Genomic DNA, 14,410 nt, shown 5'->3' with positions numbered 1-14,410 from the left:
TAGCACTAAATCTAGGCTCCGATGAGGAGGATATTGCTTCTCTCTCCCTCCCCTCTCCCCAGCAGACAAACACTTATGCAACTATTAAATTCTCTACCAACTCAACTGTCAGATCTTCCCGATTCATTGCAGACATCTCTGCAAGACATCATTAATCGGCTTGTGATTCAGTCCCAGCATTCTATTAGACACCCAGACTACAAAGCCTTAGAATTACCAGAGTCAGCAGTCTCTCGCTTTGAGCAATTACCCTCGGATCTGCAAGATAAGTTGTTGAAACTGCAACTATCTACTTTTCTGTACGGTATATATTATAACGGCTCCTTGAAAAATATCCTTGCCCTCGATGGGGAGGGAACAAATCTAAGATTGAACCAAAATCTTGAAAATAATACCTTCTTGGGCGTGAATATAGACTTTTACGAACGCTTACATGAAAACAACACTAGTGGAGGTTACTTAAGCCCAGATTGGCGTGTGGTAAAAGAAGAAACAGATGGCAGTTTGGCAGTACATAAGGGTGGTTTGACACTGCACATTGAACGCGATATCCATCTACAACCACAAGACCAAGTTGTGAGTGTTGGTAATTCAGTATCGATCAAAATGCCCAAAAATCTGGTACAAAATGGATTTTATCTCGCTGTGGGTAATGCCGGTACTGCCAACAATCATCAGGATTTAGTGCGCGTTTACTTCAATTTAACTCCAGATGGTGCTGTTGCAGTTATGAATAGCTTAACTACGCAACTCAACGCGATACCTATTTCTTTCACATTTAAAGCTCTATACAACCCTTCAGATTATGGGCGTTACGACTCAGCGGTATTGTACTTTAATAAAAGCAACTATGAAGCTGTCAGTCCAGTATTAGAAAGGGTGTATATACAAAACCAATCTCATTTTTATGAACAAGTACCTTTGTTTACAAAATTACTTGCACCGGGGTTGGCTTGCGCGGAAGAACCAAACCATAAATTTAGCGATCAAGAAAGTTTTGGTATGAACAGATGCCACATTATTGCCAATGCTTTACTCGATGCTTGGCAGCATGGAAATGATACACCAATAGGACGGATGACATCAATTTTACACCATTTTTCTTTACAGAAAATACAGTTACAATGTCCTTATCTCAACAATAACTCCAAGGATATCTATACCCCATTAAATTACTGACCAAAAATCACAATTCACTCTAGACTATTTTGCATAAAAGCCATAGAAGCAATCAATTTTATGAGTCAAAAAATGTCCGAATCAAATAAAGATTTATATGACGCCACTGCATCTGAACAAATAGAGCAGATTATCAAAGCTATTCTCAGTGGCAAGTATTCATGGGCTTGTGTTTTATTTCTCAATTATGCTTGCTATAATCCAATAGATTATATACCTTATCGAACGTACATTCGATTACTCAAAAACAACTACTTATTGGGTAAATCACACCAGAATAAAAGTAGGCAGAACAATTTAGAACTTGTGCATATTCAATCAACATGGATAAATGTTGGTAGCGGTCAGCATAGAGCAAACTAAAGTTTTGTATTCAAATTTGTAGGGGCGCAAGGCTTTGCGCCCTAGAGTCCTGGTCTATTTACAGGGCGGTCAGCATAGAGCAAACTAAAGTTTTGTATTCAAATTTGTAGGGGCGCAAGGCTTTGCGCCCCAGAGTCCTGGTCTATTTACAGGAAGGTGCTGTAACAGGAATAAATGGTTAACTAGTGACTTCAGTTGCAGTTAGTATTGCAGGCGAAGCTGGAGAATTTACATCCAGATCAAGCTGCGCTACTGTTTCTACATCTGCAACTTGTTGCTTTAACCAATCCGTGAAAAAATCTCCTATAATTGTGAGGCGTATCTGGTTATCTAGTTCTGGTTTTATGATTTCCTCAACCATAATTATATGTACTCCTTTTGGTGTAACTATGGGCTTGAGAATTTGAGGTGGAGTAGCAGCAAATACCGCTGCTGCAATCTCCGGTCTAAAATCTGTACGACGGCGGATTCCTTGATAGCCTCCACTACGGCGAATTTCTGGATTTTGGATGTGTTGGCGGGCAATTTCTTGGAAACTAATTTCACCTTCTTTTAAGGCATAAAACAGTTCTAAAGCTAAATCTTCATCATCCAAAATGACTTCATAGGTTACTGCTCCAGTATAATCTAGTTGATGAGCAAAAAAGAACGGTTCAACTTTATCTGCAAATAAATGATTTGCCAACTTGGCAGCTAGTAGATTGCTTGCGGCTATTTCTTCCAAGTCATCTAGAGAAATATGATGTTTCTCTAACCATGTCCAGGTATCTTCCGCTTTGATGAGTTGGTGGTTTAGACGCAAATTATCTGCAGCCTGTTGAAGTTCTTCTGTTTCAATTTTAATCCCTGCTTTTTTAGCTGCATCACTAATGATTTTTCTACTGGTTATCGCTTCCAATATGCTAGGGATTTGACAAGATAGTTTGATGTATTCAAGAATGTCTTTCAGGGTAACATGTAAAAGTTGTGGCATGACATAAATCCTCCGATTATCAACAAAAGTTCAGTTTAATACTTGGGATTGTTTAGATGGAATTAGCGTACCTTAATATTTAACTCATTCGATATATATCGTCTCTATCTAATGGCAGTTTTAATAATTTACAAGTTGAGCATTATCAATAAAATATAAATATTCAAGTTTTATCTTTAGGACTTATACAAGTGTCATATATAGAACAATACGCTTCAGTTAAGGAAAATTGTAGGTTGGGTTTCGTTCCTCAATCCAACAAATCCCGAATAATGTTGGGTTTCTCCACGGTAAACCCAACCTACGCACCTTAGCGCGAAATATACAATTTAAATGCATAACAGCTTATGTGTAGGTAGGGCTATACATTACAAAACCTGGATTTCTAAAGCATAGCTCTACCTACATGTATTTTAAAAATCAAAGAGACTACTTATTGCTAAAGGTCAAGACCGCCTTTTTGCAATTTCTTAAACGGATCTAAAATAAAGTCAACCACTCGACGCTGGCGAATAATTACCTCGGCTGTTGCTGTTTGACCAGGTGTTAAGGTAATATGTTTGTTTCCAGTTTGGATATAAGGCTGATCCAAGGAAATTTCCAACTCAAAAGTTTCGATTTTACCTTGGTTAGTATCCTGAATTTTTGAGTTAGGGGAAATCCAGGTAACACGGCCCGGTAGTACGCCATAATCTTGGTATGAATAAGCATCAAACTTGATTTTAACCGGCATTCCTATTTTCAAAAAACCACTTTGTTCGCTTGGCATGTATGCTTTGAGAATTACGGAAGTATTGTGGGGAGCAATTTGGGCAATCATCTGTCCCTGTTGGACTACAGATCCTGGCTTTTCGATAGGTAATTCAAAAATTGTTCCATCAATTGGTGATCGCATTACTCGTTGCTGTAACTGGATATTTAAGGATAATATCTGGCTTTTAGTTTGAGCAATTTCCGATTGCAAGCTGGTGATTTGTGTTTGCAGGTCTTTGAGTTGTTCCTGATTTTTTAGCACCGCCAGTTTACCTGCTTGCACTACGCTTTGATAGCTGCTTTGTTGTTCTAGGAAGTGCAATTTTGCTTGTTCAATATCTGCTTTACTTTGAGTCATAATCCCCTGATAGCGATTCAATTCTTCTTTGAAGCGCAGCTGGGCTTGTGTGATGGCTGATTTCGCTTGTTGCTGCATCCGTTGGCTTTCTTCGGCCGTCTTTTCCAATTCCACAACTTTGATTTGAGGAATTGCACCCATCTGCAAAAGTTCACGATAGCGTGTGACTTCTACTAAATCTCTGTTGAAACGACTGTTAACTAATATTTGCTCAGTCTCGGTAGAGGTAATGTTTTGTCTTGCTTGCTCAACTAGAGCCAGTTTTTCTAATTTTTGTAAGTTATACGTACTCTGTTTAGCATCCAAGTTTTGCTGCGCTTGATTAACTTGGGCTATTTTTTCCATTTCTTGAGATTTGTTTTGTTGTTGTTGAATATTAATCGCTAGCAGCAATTGGTTTTTGAGTAATTCCAATTGGCTGCGTCGATTGACTAACCCTTCCAGTTTTGCTTGTGTTTGTTGCAAATCTGTTCGCAGCACATTAGACTCTAATTCAACTAAAACCTGGCCGGCTTTTACTATCCCTCCTTCTTTGATATTGACACTAGTGACACTACCGCTAACTGGACTATCTAATTTTTGTGTTGATCCTTTGGGTTCTATACGCCCTCTGGCGCTTCCTGTTTCATCGACCTTGGTCAGCATCGCCCAAGGTAAACTAATAGCAGCGAAAGTGAGGAGTACATACAGCATTGAGCGTGTCCAAGCCTTTGGTAAGGCGTCTAACAGTTCCTCGGTGCCATAATACCAATCATTAGTTTCGGTTGCTGCTACCTTGATTTTATGATTTACAACAGCGGTAGAGTCCTCAACTAGGGGAGGTTCATTCTTTTGTGGTTTGATGATAACTGATGATGAATGCTGAGATAAGTTGGGCATGGAATTTTGAGTTATGAGTTATGAGTTATGAGTTATGAGTTATGAGCTATGAATTAACTCCTCATTCCTCAATCAAAAAATTCTCAACCTACTTGAGTCATTTGTTGTTGGTTGAGATAAAAATAATGACCTTTTTTAGCAATTAATTCATCGTGAGTACCGCTTTCTACTAATAACGCGTGATCTAAAACTAAAATCAGGTCAGCATGGCGTACAGTGGAAAGGCGATGAGCAATGATCACACTTGTACGCCCTTGCAAAATTGTTTTGAGGTTGTGTTGAATAATCCGCTCAGATTCAGTGTCTAGGTGACTGGTGGCTTCATCAAAAATCAAGAGGCGGGGATTACCTAGCAATGCACGGGCGATCGCTAGGCGTTGGCGTTGTCCACCAGACAACATCCCACCACCTTCACCAATTTGGGTTTCGTAGCCCATTGGTAGTTGTTTAATAAATTCATCGGCTCCTGCTAAATGTGCCGCCTCTACAATCTCTTCTAGGGTGGCTTCTGGGTGAGCAATGCTGATGTTTTCGCGCACTGTACCGCCGAATAAAAACGTATCTTGATCGACTACTCCAATTTGAGAACGGAGCGATCGCAGGGAAACACTAGTCACATCTTGGGAGTCAATTAAAATTTTTCCATCTGTCGGTGGATATAATCCTAAAATCAGCTTGGAGAGGGTGGTTTTCCCAGAACCGCTGCGCCCTACAACGGCTACTATCTGCTCTGGCTTAATTTCAAAACTGATGTTTTCGAGAACGTTAATATCACTCTCTGGATGATAGCGAAATGTGACATTTTCAAAGCGAATTCCACCACGCAGTTTTGGTAAAATCTGCCGGGGTTGATGTTGTAAATCTTCTTCTGGTTCAGCTTCTAATACATCATTAATCCGCTCTGTAGAAATGATCACCTCTTGTAATTGATTCCACAACACCACCAGCCTTTGAAAAGGGCGAATGATGTTTCCTAGTAACATATTAAAGGCAACTAATTGTCCAATTGTTAGTTGATTTTGAATCACCTGCCATGCACCAAACCACAGTAATCCTGTGGTTATTAGTGATTCGATAGTGGAACTAAACATTTGCAGTTGGTTCCCAATTACCTCACCTTTAAATGTTTTTTTAGTCAAATCATTTAACAGTTCTTCCCAATGCCAACGTACTGTCTGTTCAATCGCCATTGAGCGAATTGAGCGAATCCCTGTGAGAGATTGAATTAGATAACTATTCTCGTTGGCTAAGGCGCTAAAAACTTCCCGACTGATGCGGCGCAGAAAAGGGGTGGCGAAGATAGCTAGTAGGAAAAATGGCGGTATAATTGCTAAACTCAGCCATGCCATTGCCGAACTGTACCAAAACATCAGGCTTACATAGATAAACACTGTCAATAAATCCAAGGTAATTGATAGTGCTTCGCCGGTTAAAAAACGCTGAATTTTTTGATTTTCTTGCACCCGTGAGACAATATCGCCGACGTAACGCGACTCAAAGTAGGCTAAGGGTAAGCGGAATGTATGTTTGATAAAACCTACCATCAGCGCTATACCGATACGGTTTGCTGTATGATCTAATAAATATTGCCGTAGTCCATTAATGGCGACGCGGAATAAACTAAAAATTACCAAACCGAAACCAACGGTGTTTAAAGTCAGGGTGCTACCTTGGACAATTACTCTGTCTAATAGTAGTTGGGTAAATAGGGGTGTAATTAATCCAAATACCTGAATTAATACTGAAGCAATGAATACTTCTATTAACACGCGGGCGTGAGGTTTAACTAACTCAAAAAACTGCCAAAATGGCGTACTTTTTATCTCGATTTCTTTCAGCAGGGCTGTAGGTTGTAATAACAACGCATAACCAGTCCAACTATCTTTGAATTCTCTCAGGGTGAGGGTGCGTTGACCGATGGCGGGATCACCAACAATCACGTGTTTTTTGGTGATTTCATAGACAACGATGTAGTGCTTTCCTTCCCAATGTGCGATCGCCGGTAGGGGTTGTTGTGCTAATTTATCTAGGCTAGCTTTCACCGGACGGCTAGCAAAGCCGATGCTTTCTGCAGCGGCGGTTAAACCCCTCAATGATGCGCCGCTACGATTAACGTTGGCGAGTTCCCGTAGCCGATTCACACTTAGACGCTTACCCCAATAGCGACTAATCATCACTAAGCAAGCTGCACCACAGTCAGCCGCGCTCTGTTGTTCAAACCACGGATAGCGCTTACTAATCCTTCCCCACCAATGACCCACAGTCACCTTCGGACTGGGAAAATACGCCCGCCGTCGCTGGGATTTTGGTTTTGCTTCTACAGTAGACTGGGGAAATGGAATGACCTTGGCGATTGGTGATTGAGTAGCTCTGTTTCCACTCTCGAAGGTAGCTTGGCGCTCTTGAAAATCAATCAATTCTGCTAATTTTGGCCAATATATTAGCGCACTTTCCCAATCAACGTTTTTCAGTCTGTAAATTATTGTTGGTTGCGTTGCTTGCCAATTTCCTGCCTTTGTCAAATCATAGATATTGCCCGGTGTCAATATTTGCCCATCAGAATGCAGCAATTCTCCCTGACGCAATAACCACAGCTTGGTATCTTTGGATAGCTTAGGACTGACGGAACCACTCTCTAGATGATGGCGATCAAATAAAGATAAGGCTTTGAGTATCTCTTCTACAGATCCATTATCAGGAAGTAGGGAATTCTGACAACATAACACCAACAAATCCCAAGTTTCTGCCCTTGCTTTGAGGCGGTTACTGATATTGGGATATTTGCTCATCACTTCTTGCAAGACTTCTGAGGGAAGATAGCACAACTTTAAATTCACAGAAGCTCTCGCCATGTAAGGACTAAAGTTTTCTTCTGGAAATAGTGTTAATTCACCAAATGAGCCTCCCGCTGAAAGCGTGGTGATTAAGTTAAGAGAGCTATCCAGTAATCTGACTTTGCCTACTAGGATAATATAAATTCCCGCCGCCGCTGCTGTTGCTTCCCAGAACTGTTTTGCTACTGCAGGTTCGACGATTTCCACCGCTTTAACGCAGGTTTCCAGTTCTTTCTCTGATAGGGACTCACCTAATGTTTGGGTGAGTTGTTGCGCTAACTGTTGCGCCTGAAACGCTGATGGCATTTTGTCACCTCCAACACATATCAGTTTCATCGCACAGAACTAAATACTTTCCCAAAATATTCCCCAAACCCTTACCAATGACCAATGACCAATGACCAATGACCAATGACCAATGACCAATGACCAATGACCAATGACCAATGACCAATGACCAATGACCAATGACCAATGACCAATGACCAATGACCAATTTTCATAAAGTTAACTTGGACAATAGGTCTAATGACAAATCGAAATTAGGTTCAAAATTAGATTGCAAGTCACTAATCCTAATACCAGCATCTTGAGTGTGGTCAATTTCTACTTGTTCGGAGTTTTTGCGCTTGGTGGAAAGTCCCATTTGTTTCAGCAAGCGGTTAATATGGCGATCGCTAATCTCAATGCTAAATTCAGTTGCTAGATGTTTGCTTAACCATTGCGCTGTCCAGGAGCTAAATGCATAGCCATACTCACGCGGACTATGTTTTACTAATTCTTTCAGGCGTTCAATATATTCATGATTAACAGTCTTTGGTCTACCGATTGGTCGCTGATTCCATTTGTGTGCCAATCCGGCTTCTGCTACACCAATCCAGTACCGCGCCATTTCCTGAGAACAACCTAATATTTCACAGATTTGGGTTTGAGATTTACCCAAATCCGCCAGCAGCATAATTTCAATTCGCCGCCGATATTCTGGCTGTAAATTAGCTTGCAGATGTTTCAGCAAAGCCTTGCGTTGAAAAGGCGTTAAAAACTTGCTTGTTTGTGTATCGTAGCTTTCAAATTTCTTGTCTTGACTAGAATAGTGTGACATAATTATTACCAGTTGCCGTCAATTGTAAAATGTGGGCAAGTGTGTCTATTGCATCTGCTATCAAAAATTTGTACTTAAGGTTTAACAGATGCAAAATTAATTAGTTTAATCAAACTAATTAAGTATTTACATGATGTGCAACTAATGCTGGGTATTACCCCCTTAGTGTTTTGAGCCTCTAGGGGGATTATTCCCGCATTTCCTCAACTTTTAATCGCTCATCTCGCCTTCATGGGCTTCGCCATTCGCAGAGGAGAAATTAAAAAATTGTCAGTAAATCATGCAATTTTTGTATGTTGTATGTTTACGAAAATCTTGATTAAATACCCTCCACTGCGTTTCGCTTAGTACATCTCACCATTAATCAGGGTTGGAAATACTAACTATAGCTTGGGTTCCCTTTCTCCTAGTGAGACACTATGCATAGCTTGCTTGCGCGTCTACGTTCCTCAACCGAGCTTACAAAAAATCATATTCCCAATCTTGCTGTTATTTCGGTTGCTAAACAGCAATGTCTGGCAAAATACCTAAAACCAGCGAGTAATAATTGCAGGACTTACGCAAGTGGCACATAATATGTTCTGTCATGTTTGTCATCGCGCAGCGTGTCGGAGACAAGAGTCAAGGGTCAAGGGTCAATGGTCCGGGTTTTTAGACTCTTGACTCTTGACCGGAGGGGGAGCGTCTCCGGCTCCGCTCTTGACAACTTCCACGAAAAAATATGACAGTTGCGTAAGTCCTAAATTAGACAGACTTTCCTGAAGTTTGGTCAACACTTGTATCGAATTTTGCCAGTTATCTGGCTTAATGATTCCAGGAAAGCGGTTTGGAGTCTAATGGCAACTCTTTTGTTGAGTATGTTATTACATCCTACAATACTGGTTCATAGGTCAAACCCCAGATATTTAAAGTTGAAGGTTGACCGTTGACTGTCAACAGTTAACAGTCAACACCCACCACTAATATTTTTCACAACCTATTTAGGATCGCTGTATCTGTTAAAGACCTTCAATGAAAAAGTGACAGTTTCTCACTTTAAGTCTTTATCCACTATTATTTATTTAAATAATTTCCTGCATTTAGTCAAGGTTTTTTCTGAAAAAATTTAAATCTTTATTAAAAGTTTATAATTATCCAATCAAATCTATACAATTTTTTATCAAACCAAAATAATGGATTAAAGCTTAACTTTTGTGTTATGTAAACACTGAAAGTTAAATTTTATTATCCACCAGAATCAAACCATGTTTAATTTGATGATTAACATGCCAACTTCAATAAAAAATCATATTTTTTCAGAATTAATATTAATTAATCATCTATCCATAGGAGGAAAATCATATATTACTTAATAGTATTCTATTATATAGCAACCGCCAAAGTGCTTAGGACATTAACTGATGATAAAACCTAGACACAATCAGACTTGTAACCCAGTCCCCAGCGATGCACTGAGCGGTCGTTGTGTCCCCAGTCCCCTGCTATATCTATAATTTTGGGATCTATCTTTAGTATGAGAATTATATTTATTAGCATGAATCGCTATTCATCCCCACCCTAGGAGTAAGCTGAGGGTAGGGACTTTCGCGTATCGTTAATGTTGTGGAATTTTCAAAACTCCTAGTTCTTGCTGTGTAGGCAAAACATCTAAAATATCGGTTTGAGAACAATATTTTAGATCTTCATCACATTCCATGCGTAACAACCGTTGGCCGTGGCTAGCTTGGTGTAAAAGCCCCAACAAGTTATCTTCCCACTGAGAGTAAAGAGCGATCGCGCTAATTACTTCATCATTACCAGCTAATTCATGTTGTGACAACTGAGAGTGTTGCACAAGACTATGGGCGATCGCACCTGCACAAACTGTATCCTCCAGAGAAAAACTGCCTTCCCAACCTGAACCGACAATCCAGACCGTCTCTGGTTGCTTTTCTAGGAGAAATCGCACCACCGCAGCCCGGTTAATTAAAGCTGCAGCTAAGACAATTGGGGCGGATTGTACCCTTTGTAAGGCACGAGTACCATTGGTGGTACTGATGAATAAGCGACGCCCCTGGACAACTTCTGGTGTGCAGTCGAGGGGAGAGTTACCCAACTCAAAGCCAGCTACTTTCGCGCCGCCCCGTTCTCCAGCTCGTAGCCGTTTTTCAGGGGGCCATTGTTCACTAACTAGGATGAGTTTTTCTAAATCGCTAAAGACTTGTACAGCTTCGCCGCCAGCAGCCAAGACAGTTGCCATTGTGCTAGTGGCTCGCAGAACATCGACTGCGATCGCACATTCTGGGGCTTGATCTGTTGGAGTCAATTCCGGGGTGTGGTAAACAAATAGCTTCACGTGTTAGATACGCCTGATCTAATGCTGCCGAAATTACATTGTGAACTACTCCGCCGTAAGACGGACTGAGCTTCCCAATTCATCGGGAACAGCCAAGATAACTCCGCAGTTCTCTTGGTCTGACATTCCCTCCAAGGGCACGAGTCCTGATTCCCAGGACCCAAATCTTCTTCTTGCGACATATACCTATTAGCTTGGTTTTCGCTTATGGCATTTATGCTCAAGACCAAATAATTGTATCAGAAAATCCTGGGGACTCGTCATACATCCAGAATTTGTTTTTAGTGACGTACTCCACACACTCCCTTTCAGGTGAGTGTGGGCTTCTGTGCGACTCTTCTATGAAGACATTGACTGAGCTTTTTGACTGTGCTACCCACGGTTCTTTGGTTAAGCCAAACAATTAGCTTTTATTTTAATAGGCTGCTTTTCAGCATTTAATTGGATTACACCTACTGGTTAAAATTATAACAAGTATTTAGAAAAAAAACAAGAAAGTGTTCATTCCTCACCGACCAACATTGCTGATTTCGCTATGCTCAATTTCGCTCGTTGGTCAATTCGTCACTCACGCGCCATTCATCCCACGCTCATTCGAGTGAGCGTGGGGCTTCTGTCGGGAAAGCTAAAAAATAACAGGGGCAGAGAATGAACAGACTCTAAGTAGGTCGGCGGGAAAATTGACAACTATGTAACGAGATATTAAGCTGTATTCCTAGAGTTAAATTTAGTACGTTGTGTACTGTAGTTTCCTTTTTCTGCTCTAACTTCAACCCCATTAATTACGGCATAGGCAAGCTCCAATTCATCATCAAACATTTGTCCCGCTAGTTCATCTTTTTTTAAATGCTGCCACTCCAATTCAATTGGGTTCATCTCAGAGCAATATTTAGGTAAAAAGAAAATGTATAAACCCTGGCTTTCCCACTTTGACCATAACTCTTGAACTTCCTTGCATCTATGTATTGGACCGTTATCTTGTACTATTACTCGGATGCGCCTAACAGTTTCGGTTTCTTTCGCTTCTTGCTCCATCATCTGGATATAAGATTTTCTGTCAACACCGCCAATAACCAAACCGTAAACAAAACTAATTAAAGGTTGAAGAAATCCGATGATACTTAATCTACGACCACGTCGCTGTGTTTGCTCTAAGCGTTTTTGCTCACCTCGTTGGTAATAGGTATAACTTGGCTCACTCCATAGACAAAACCCTGATTCATCCAAATACTTCAGGTCTATTTCTCCAGTGGCTGCCGCCAATTCCAACATCTCTAGGTCAGCTTGCTTTATTTCTTTGACTTTCGAGTCCTGTTTACCTTTGTGACTTTTCCTTGCTCGTTTCCAAATGATCCCCTTTTTTTGAGTACCCGTCTTAATCTGTCGGGACTCAGTTTTATTTGGCGGTAAGCGTTCGCGAAGCGTCTCGTAGAGAAGCTATGCCGAAGGCTTATCGCAATAAAGTTTTTGCGCTAGTTGAAGACTGTTGTATGTGCGTGGTTCTGTTTTGAGGCATTCTTCCAAAAATACTATGTCTTCTTCGGTGTATTTGGTTTTGCCCCCTCGACCCGATTTATCCCAAAGCCCTTCTAGACCAAGTTTTTGCCATTTGTGTAAAACATCCCTTACTGTTTGTGGACTCCAGTTAAAGTGAGCCGCTATTTTCTCGACATGCCAACCATGTGCGTTTAACCTGATTACCTCTGCTCGGTCTTTAACTTTCTGTGGTACGTCCGCAGTTCTAAGGTTTAATAGGGTTCCGTCTTGCTCACGAGTCAGAAACACCCTTAAACGAGCGCCCATATCTTACATTACCTCGGTAGATGCATTTTCCGTATTTACTTATCTTTACATACTTTGGTTTTTTCACGCCGACTTACTTATATAATGCCGCAGTATCAAACAGAATTACTTCATATAAAAGGTTCGGCAAATCTGTTTCTTACTTTGAGCAGCAGAATTGTTTGCCTGATTTCAAGGAAGTCTGGTATGAATATAAAGTTTGTAATTCTCAAACATTACAAGCAACATTAAAACGTGTTGACTTCGCTTTTCAAAGATTTTTCAATGGGCTTGGAGGATACCCTAAATTCAAATCAATTCGTCATTATTCAGGTTGGACTTACCCATCATTTACTGGATGGAAAGCCCATAGCACTGGTGACAATGGTTATTTGGAATTAGCAAAAATTGGTCAAATTCAGATGAGAGGGAAAGCTAGAGTTTGGGGGCACCCTAAAGCTTTAGACATCCTTTATCGGAATGGAAAATGGTACGCTTCCATAGTTTTAGACATTGAAGAAACAATCTTAAAAAACAGTCGCAAGACTGATGACGGCATTATTGCTATTGACCTGGGTTGTAACGATGCAATTGCTTGGACAAATGGACAAGAAAATGGTTTAGTTCCTGCCCCTAGGTTTTTTCGTAAAGCAGAGCAAAAAAATAAACAATTAAGCAAAAAAAAGCGTCGCAAACGCTCGCCTAATTTCAAAAAGAAGATCAACAGTTCGGCTTCGCTCACTGTTGACCCTGAGCGCAGTCGTTCGCGTAGCGTCTCGCAGAGAAGGGTCAAGGCTTCTAGAAGGTGGAAGAAAACACAAAAGTTGATTAGCAAGCTTTCGAGAAAAGTTGCTAATCAACGCCAGAATTTCGTTCACCAGGAAACTACACGGATAATCAGCGGTAATAGCACGGTAGTGTCCGAGAAACTAGAGGTCAAAAAAATGAGTGCCAAAGCCAAAAAGGGCAAACGTAAAAAACAAAAAACTGGTCTAAATAAATCAATTCCTGATGTGGGAATGGGAATGATAAAAGATGCTCTAAAAGCAAAATTATCAGATGTTGGTGGGTTATTTGTAGAAGTGCCTACACGTCAGGTAAAACCATCCCAAACTTGCCCTAAATGTGGGCATCAAGAAAAGAAAACTTTAGACCAGCGAGAACATATTTGCCGGAATTGTGGATACACCCAACAAAGGGATATAGCATCAGCAGAAGTGATGTTACTTTGGCATTCAAAGAATCTACAGGGGCTAGGAACTAACCTCAAAGACGTAGATGATTCTGGCTCTACTTCAGATACCAAAAAGCGAAAGCAGACTGGAAGTCTAAAGCAACTAGGTCAAAAGAAACGTCAAAAATCTTGCTCTACGGGTGGGGATGTAGAAACCCCGCCCTCAACGTTCGCGTAGCGTCACGAAGTGAAGTAGGGCGGGGTAGTTCATGGATTTTGTGCTTTTACACTAAAATGTCGATACTGTAGGGTGGCAAATGCCCACCCTACCATACTAAAGGTGCTTGCTAATGAGACACTTAATCGTGAGTCACATGAATTCCTTAGTAAGCTAGACCCAAGCTGCGAGTTGTTTCAGCGCCCAAGTAAACCCGGATGCTCAAAAAGTCTGTAGGACAAGCAGTTTCACAGCGTTTGCATCCTACGCAGTCTTCTGTGCGGGGAGAAGAGGCGATTTGAGCAGCTTTACAGCCATCCCAAGGTACCATCTCCAGTACGTCAGTTGGGCAAGCGCGGACGCATTGAGTGCAGCCAATGCAGGTATCGTAGATTTTTACGGTATGAGACATTGAAAAAGGCTCCTTTCGAGTGTTCTTCTCTGCTAAGGAATTATAATCA

General features: G+C 40.9%; 11 protein-coding genes and 1 pseudogene. 3 read left to right on the top strand and 9 right to left on the bottom strand.

The window, feature by feature from the left end:
• The first annotated feature begins 75 nt into the window (after positions 1-75).
• Both HEQ19_10330 and HEQ19_10325 read left to right on the top strand, forming a co-directional pair.
• On the top strand, positions 76-1,179 hold the full coding sequence (locus HEQ19_10330) for a T3SS effector HopA1 family protein (GenBank protein WYL99855.1): 1,104 nt from the start codon (positions 76-78) through the stop codon (positions 1,177-1,179).
• 72 nt (positions 1,180-1,251) lie between these two features.
• Entirely contained in the window at positions 1,252-1,542 is a 291-nt protein-coding gene (locus HEQ19_10325) for a HetP family heterocyst commitment protein (protein WYL99854.2), read from the top strand.
• A 178-nt stretch (positions 1,543-1,720) separates the two neighbouring features.
• On the opposite strand, the gene HEQ19_10320 is transcribed toward HEQ19_10325, so the two are convergent.
• The 8 genes and pseudogenes from HEQ19_10320 to HEQ19_10295 all read right to left on the bottom strand — a co-directional run bounded on the left by HEQ19_10320 (position 1,721) and on the right by HEQ19_10295 (position 12,579).
• Positions 1,721-2,515 (bottom strand): peptidylprolyl isomerase, encoded by a 795-nt coding sequence (locus HEQ19_10320; protein ID WYL99853.1) that lies wholly within the window; start codon positions 2,513-2,515, stop codon positions 1,721-1,723.
• A gap of 439 nt (positions 2,516-2,954) precedes the next feature.
• On the bottom strand, positions 2,955-4,505 hold the full coding sequence (locus tag HEQ19_10315) for an HlyD family efflux transporter periplasmic adaptor subunit (GenBank protein ID WYL99852.1): 1,551 nt from the start codon (positions 4,503-4,505) through the stop codon (positions 2,955-2,957).
• Positions 4,506-4,588: 83 nt separating this feature from the next.
• Positions 4,589-7,645 (bottom strand): peptidase domain-containing ABC transporter, encoded by a 3,057-nt coding sequence (locus HEQ19_10310; protein ID WYL99851.1) that lies wholly within the window; start codon positions 7,643-7,645, stop codon positions 4,589-4,591.
• A gap of 71 nt (positions 7,646-7,716) precedes the next feature.
• A complete protein-coding gene (locus tag HEQ19_30850; GenBank protein WZI67168.1) occupies positions 7,717-7,842 on the bottom strand; it encodes a hypothetical protein in 126 nt (41 codons plus the stop codon).
• The gene (locus HEQ19_10305; protein ID WYL99850.1) at positions 7,839-8,441 is read right to left on the bottom strand and encodes a helix-turn-helix domain-containing protein; all 603 of its coding nucleotides are present in this window, start codon (positions 8,439-8,441) and stop codon (positions 7,839-7,841) included. The genes HEQ19_30850 and HEQ19_10305 overlap by 4 nt, the downstream gene beginning before the upstream one ends.
• Positions 8,442-9,851: 1,410 nt before the next feature.
• Positions 9,852-9,977 (bottom strand): hypothetical protein, encoded by a 126-nt coding sequence (locus tag HEQ19_30845; GenBank protein ID WZI67167.1) that lies wholly within the window; start codon positions 9,975-9,977, stop codon positions 9,852-9,854.
• A gap of 58 nt (positions 9,978-10,035) precedes the next feature.
• On the bottom strand, positions 10,036-10,776 hold the full coding sequence (locus HEQ19_10300) for a 2-phosphosulfolactate phosphatase family protein (GenBank protein ID WYL99849.1): 741 nt from the start codon (positions 10,774-10,776) through the stop codon (positions 10,036-10,038).
• 702 nt (positions 10,777-11,478) lie between these two features.
• Positions 11,479-12,579: pseudogene (locus tag HEQ19_10295) on the bottom strand (IS630 family transposase).
• A 20-nt stretch (positions 12,580-12,599) separates the two neighbouring features.
• Here HEQ19_10295 and HEQ19_10290 point away from each other — a divergent pair.
• Positions 12,600-13,970, top strand: a complete 1,371-nt coding sequence (locus tag HEQ19_10290) for a transposase (GenBank protein WYL99848.1) — start codon at positions 12,600-12,602, stop codon at positions 13,968-13,970.
• Positions 13,971-14,115: 145 nt separating this feature from the next.
• Here HEQ19_10290 and psaC read toward each other — a convergent pair whose 3' ends face one another.
• Positions 14,116-14,361 (bottom strand): photosystem I iron-sulfur center protein PsaC, encoded by a 246-nt coding sequence (gene psaC, locus HEQ19_10285; protein ID WYL99847.1) that lies wholly within the window; start codon positions 14,359-14,361, stop codon positions 14,116-14,118.
• Positions 14,362-14,410: the final 49 nt, after the last annotated feature.

The sequence above is a fragment of the Gloeotrichia echinulata CP02 genome, assembly GCA_038087035.1.
GTDB lineage: Bacteria > Cyanobacteriota > Cyanobacteriia > Cyanobacteriales > Nostocaceae > Gloeotrichia > Gloeotrichia echinulata.
This window is presented reverse-complemented; position numbering and strand designations above follow the sequence as displayed.

Excerpts from the sequence above, each read along its gene's own strand:
- HEQ19_10330 (WYL99855.1), top strand. The coding sequence starts at position 76 with ATGCAACTATTAAATTCTCTACCAACTCAACTGTCAGATCTTCCCGAT.
- HEQ19_10325 (WYL99854.2), top strand. The coding sequence starts at position 1,252 with ATGTCCGAATCAAATAAAGATTTATATGACGCCACTGCATCTGAACAA.
- HEQ19_10320 (WYL99853.1), bottom strand. The coding sequence starts at position 2,515 with ATGCCACAACTTTTACATGTTACCCTGAAAGACATTCTTGAATACATC.
- HEQ19_10315 (WYL99852.1), bottom strand. The coding sequence starts at position 4,505 with ATGCCCAACTTATCTCAGCATTCATCATCAGTTATCATCAAACCACAA.
- HEQ19_10310 (WYL99851.1), bottom strand. The coding sequence starts at position 7,645 with ATGCCATCAGCGTTTCAGGCGCAACAGTTAGCGCAACAACTCACCCAA.
- HEQ19_30850 (WZI67168.1), bottom strand. The coding sequence starts at position 7,842 with ATGAAAATTGGTCATTGGTCATTGGTCATTGGTCATTGGTCATTGGTC.
- HEQ19_10305 (WYL99850.1), bottom strand. The coding sequence starts at position 8,441 with ATGTCACACTATTCTAGTCAAGACAAGAAATTTGAAAGCTACGATACA.
- HEQ19_30845 (WZI67167.1), bottom strand. The coding sequence starts at position 9,977 with ATGCTAATAAATATAATTCTCATACTAAAGATAGATCCCAAAATTATA.
- HEQ19_10290 (WYL99848.1), top strand. The coding sequence starts at position 12,600 with ATGCATTTTCCGTATTTACTTATCTTTACATACTTTGGTTTTTTCACG.
- psaC (WYL99847.1), bottom strand. The coding sequence starts at position 14,361 with ATGTCTCATACCGTAAAAATCTACGATACCTGCATTGGCTGCACTCAA.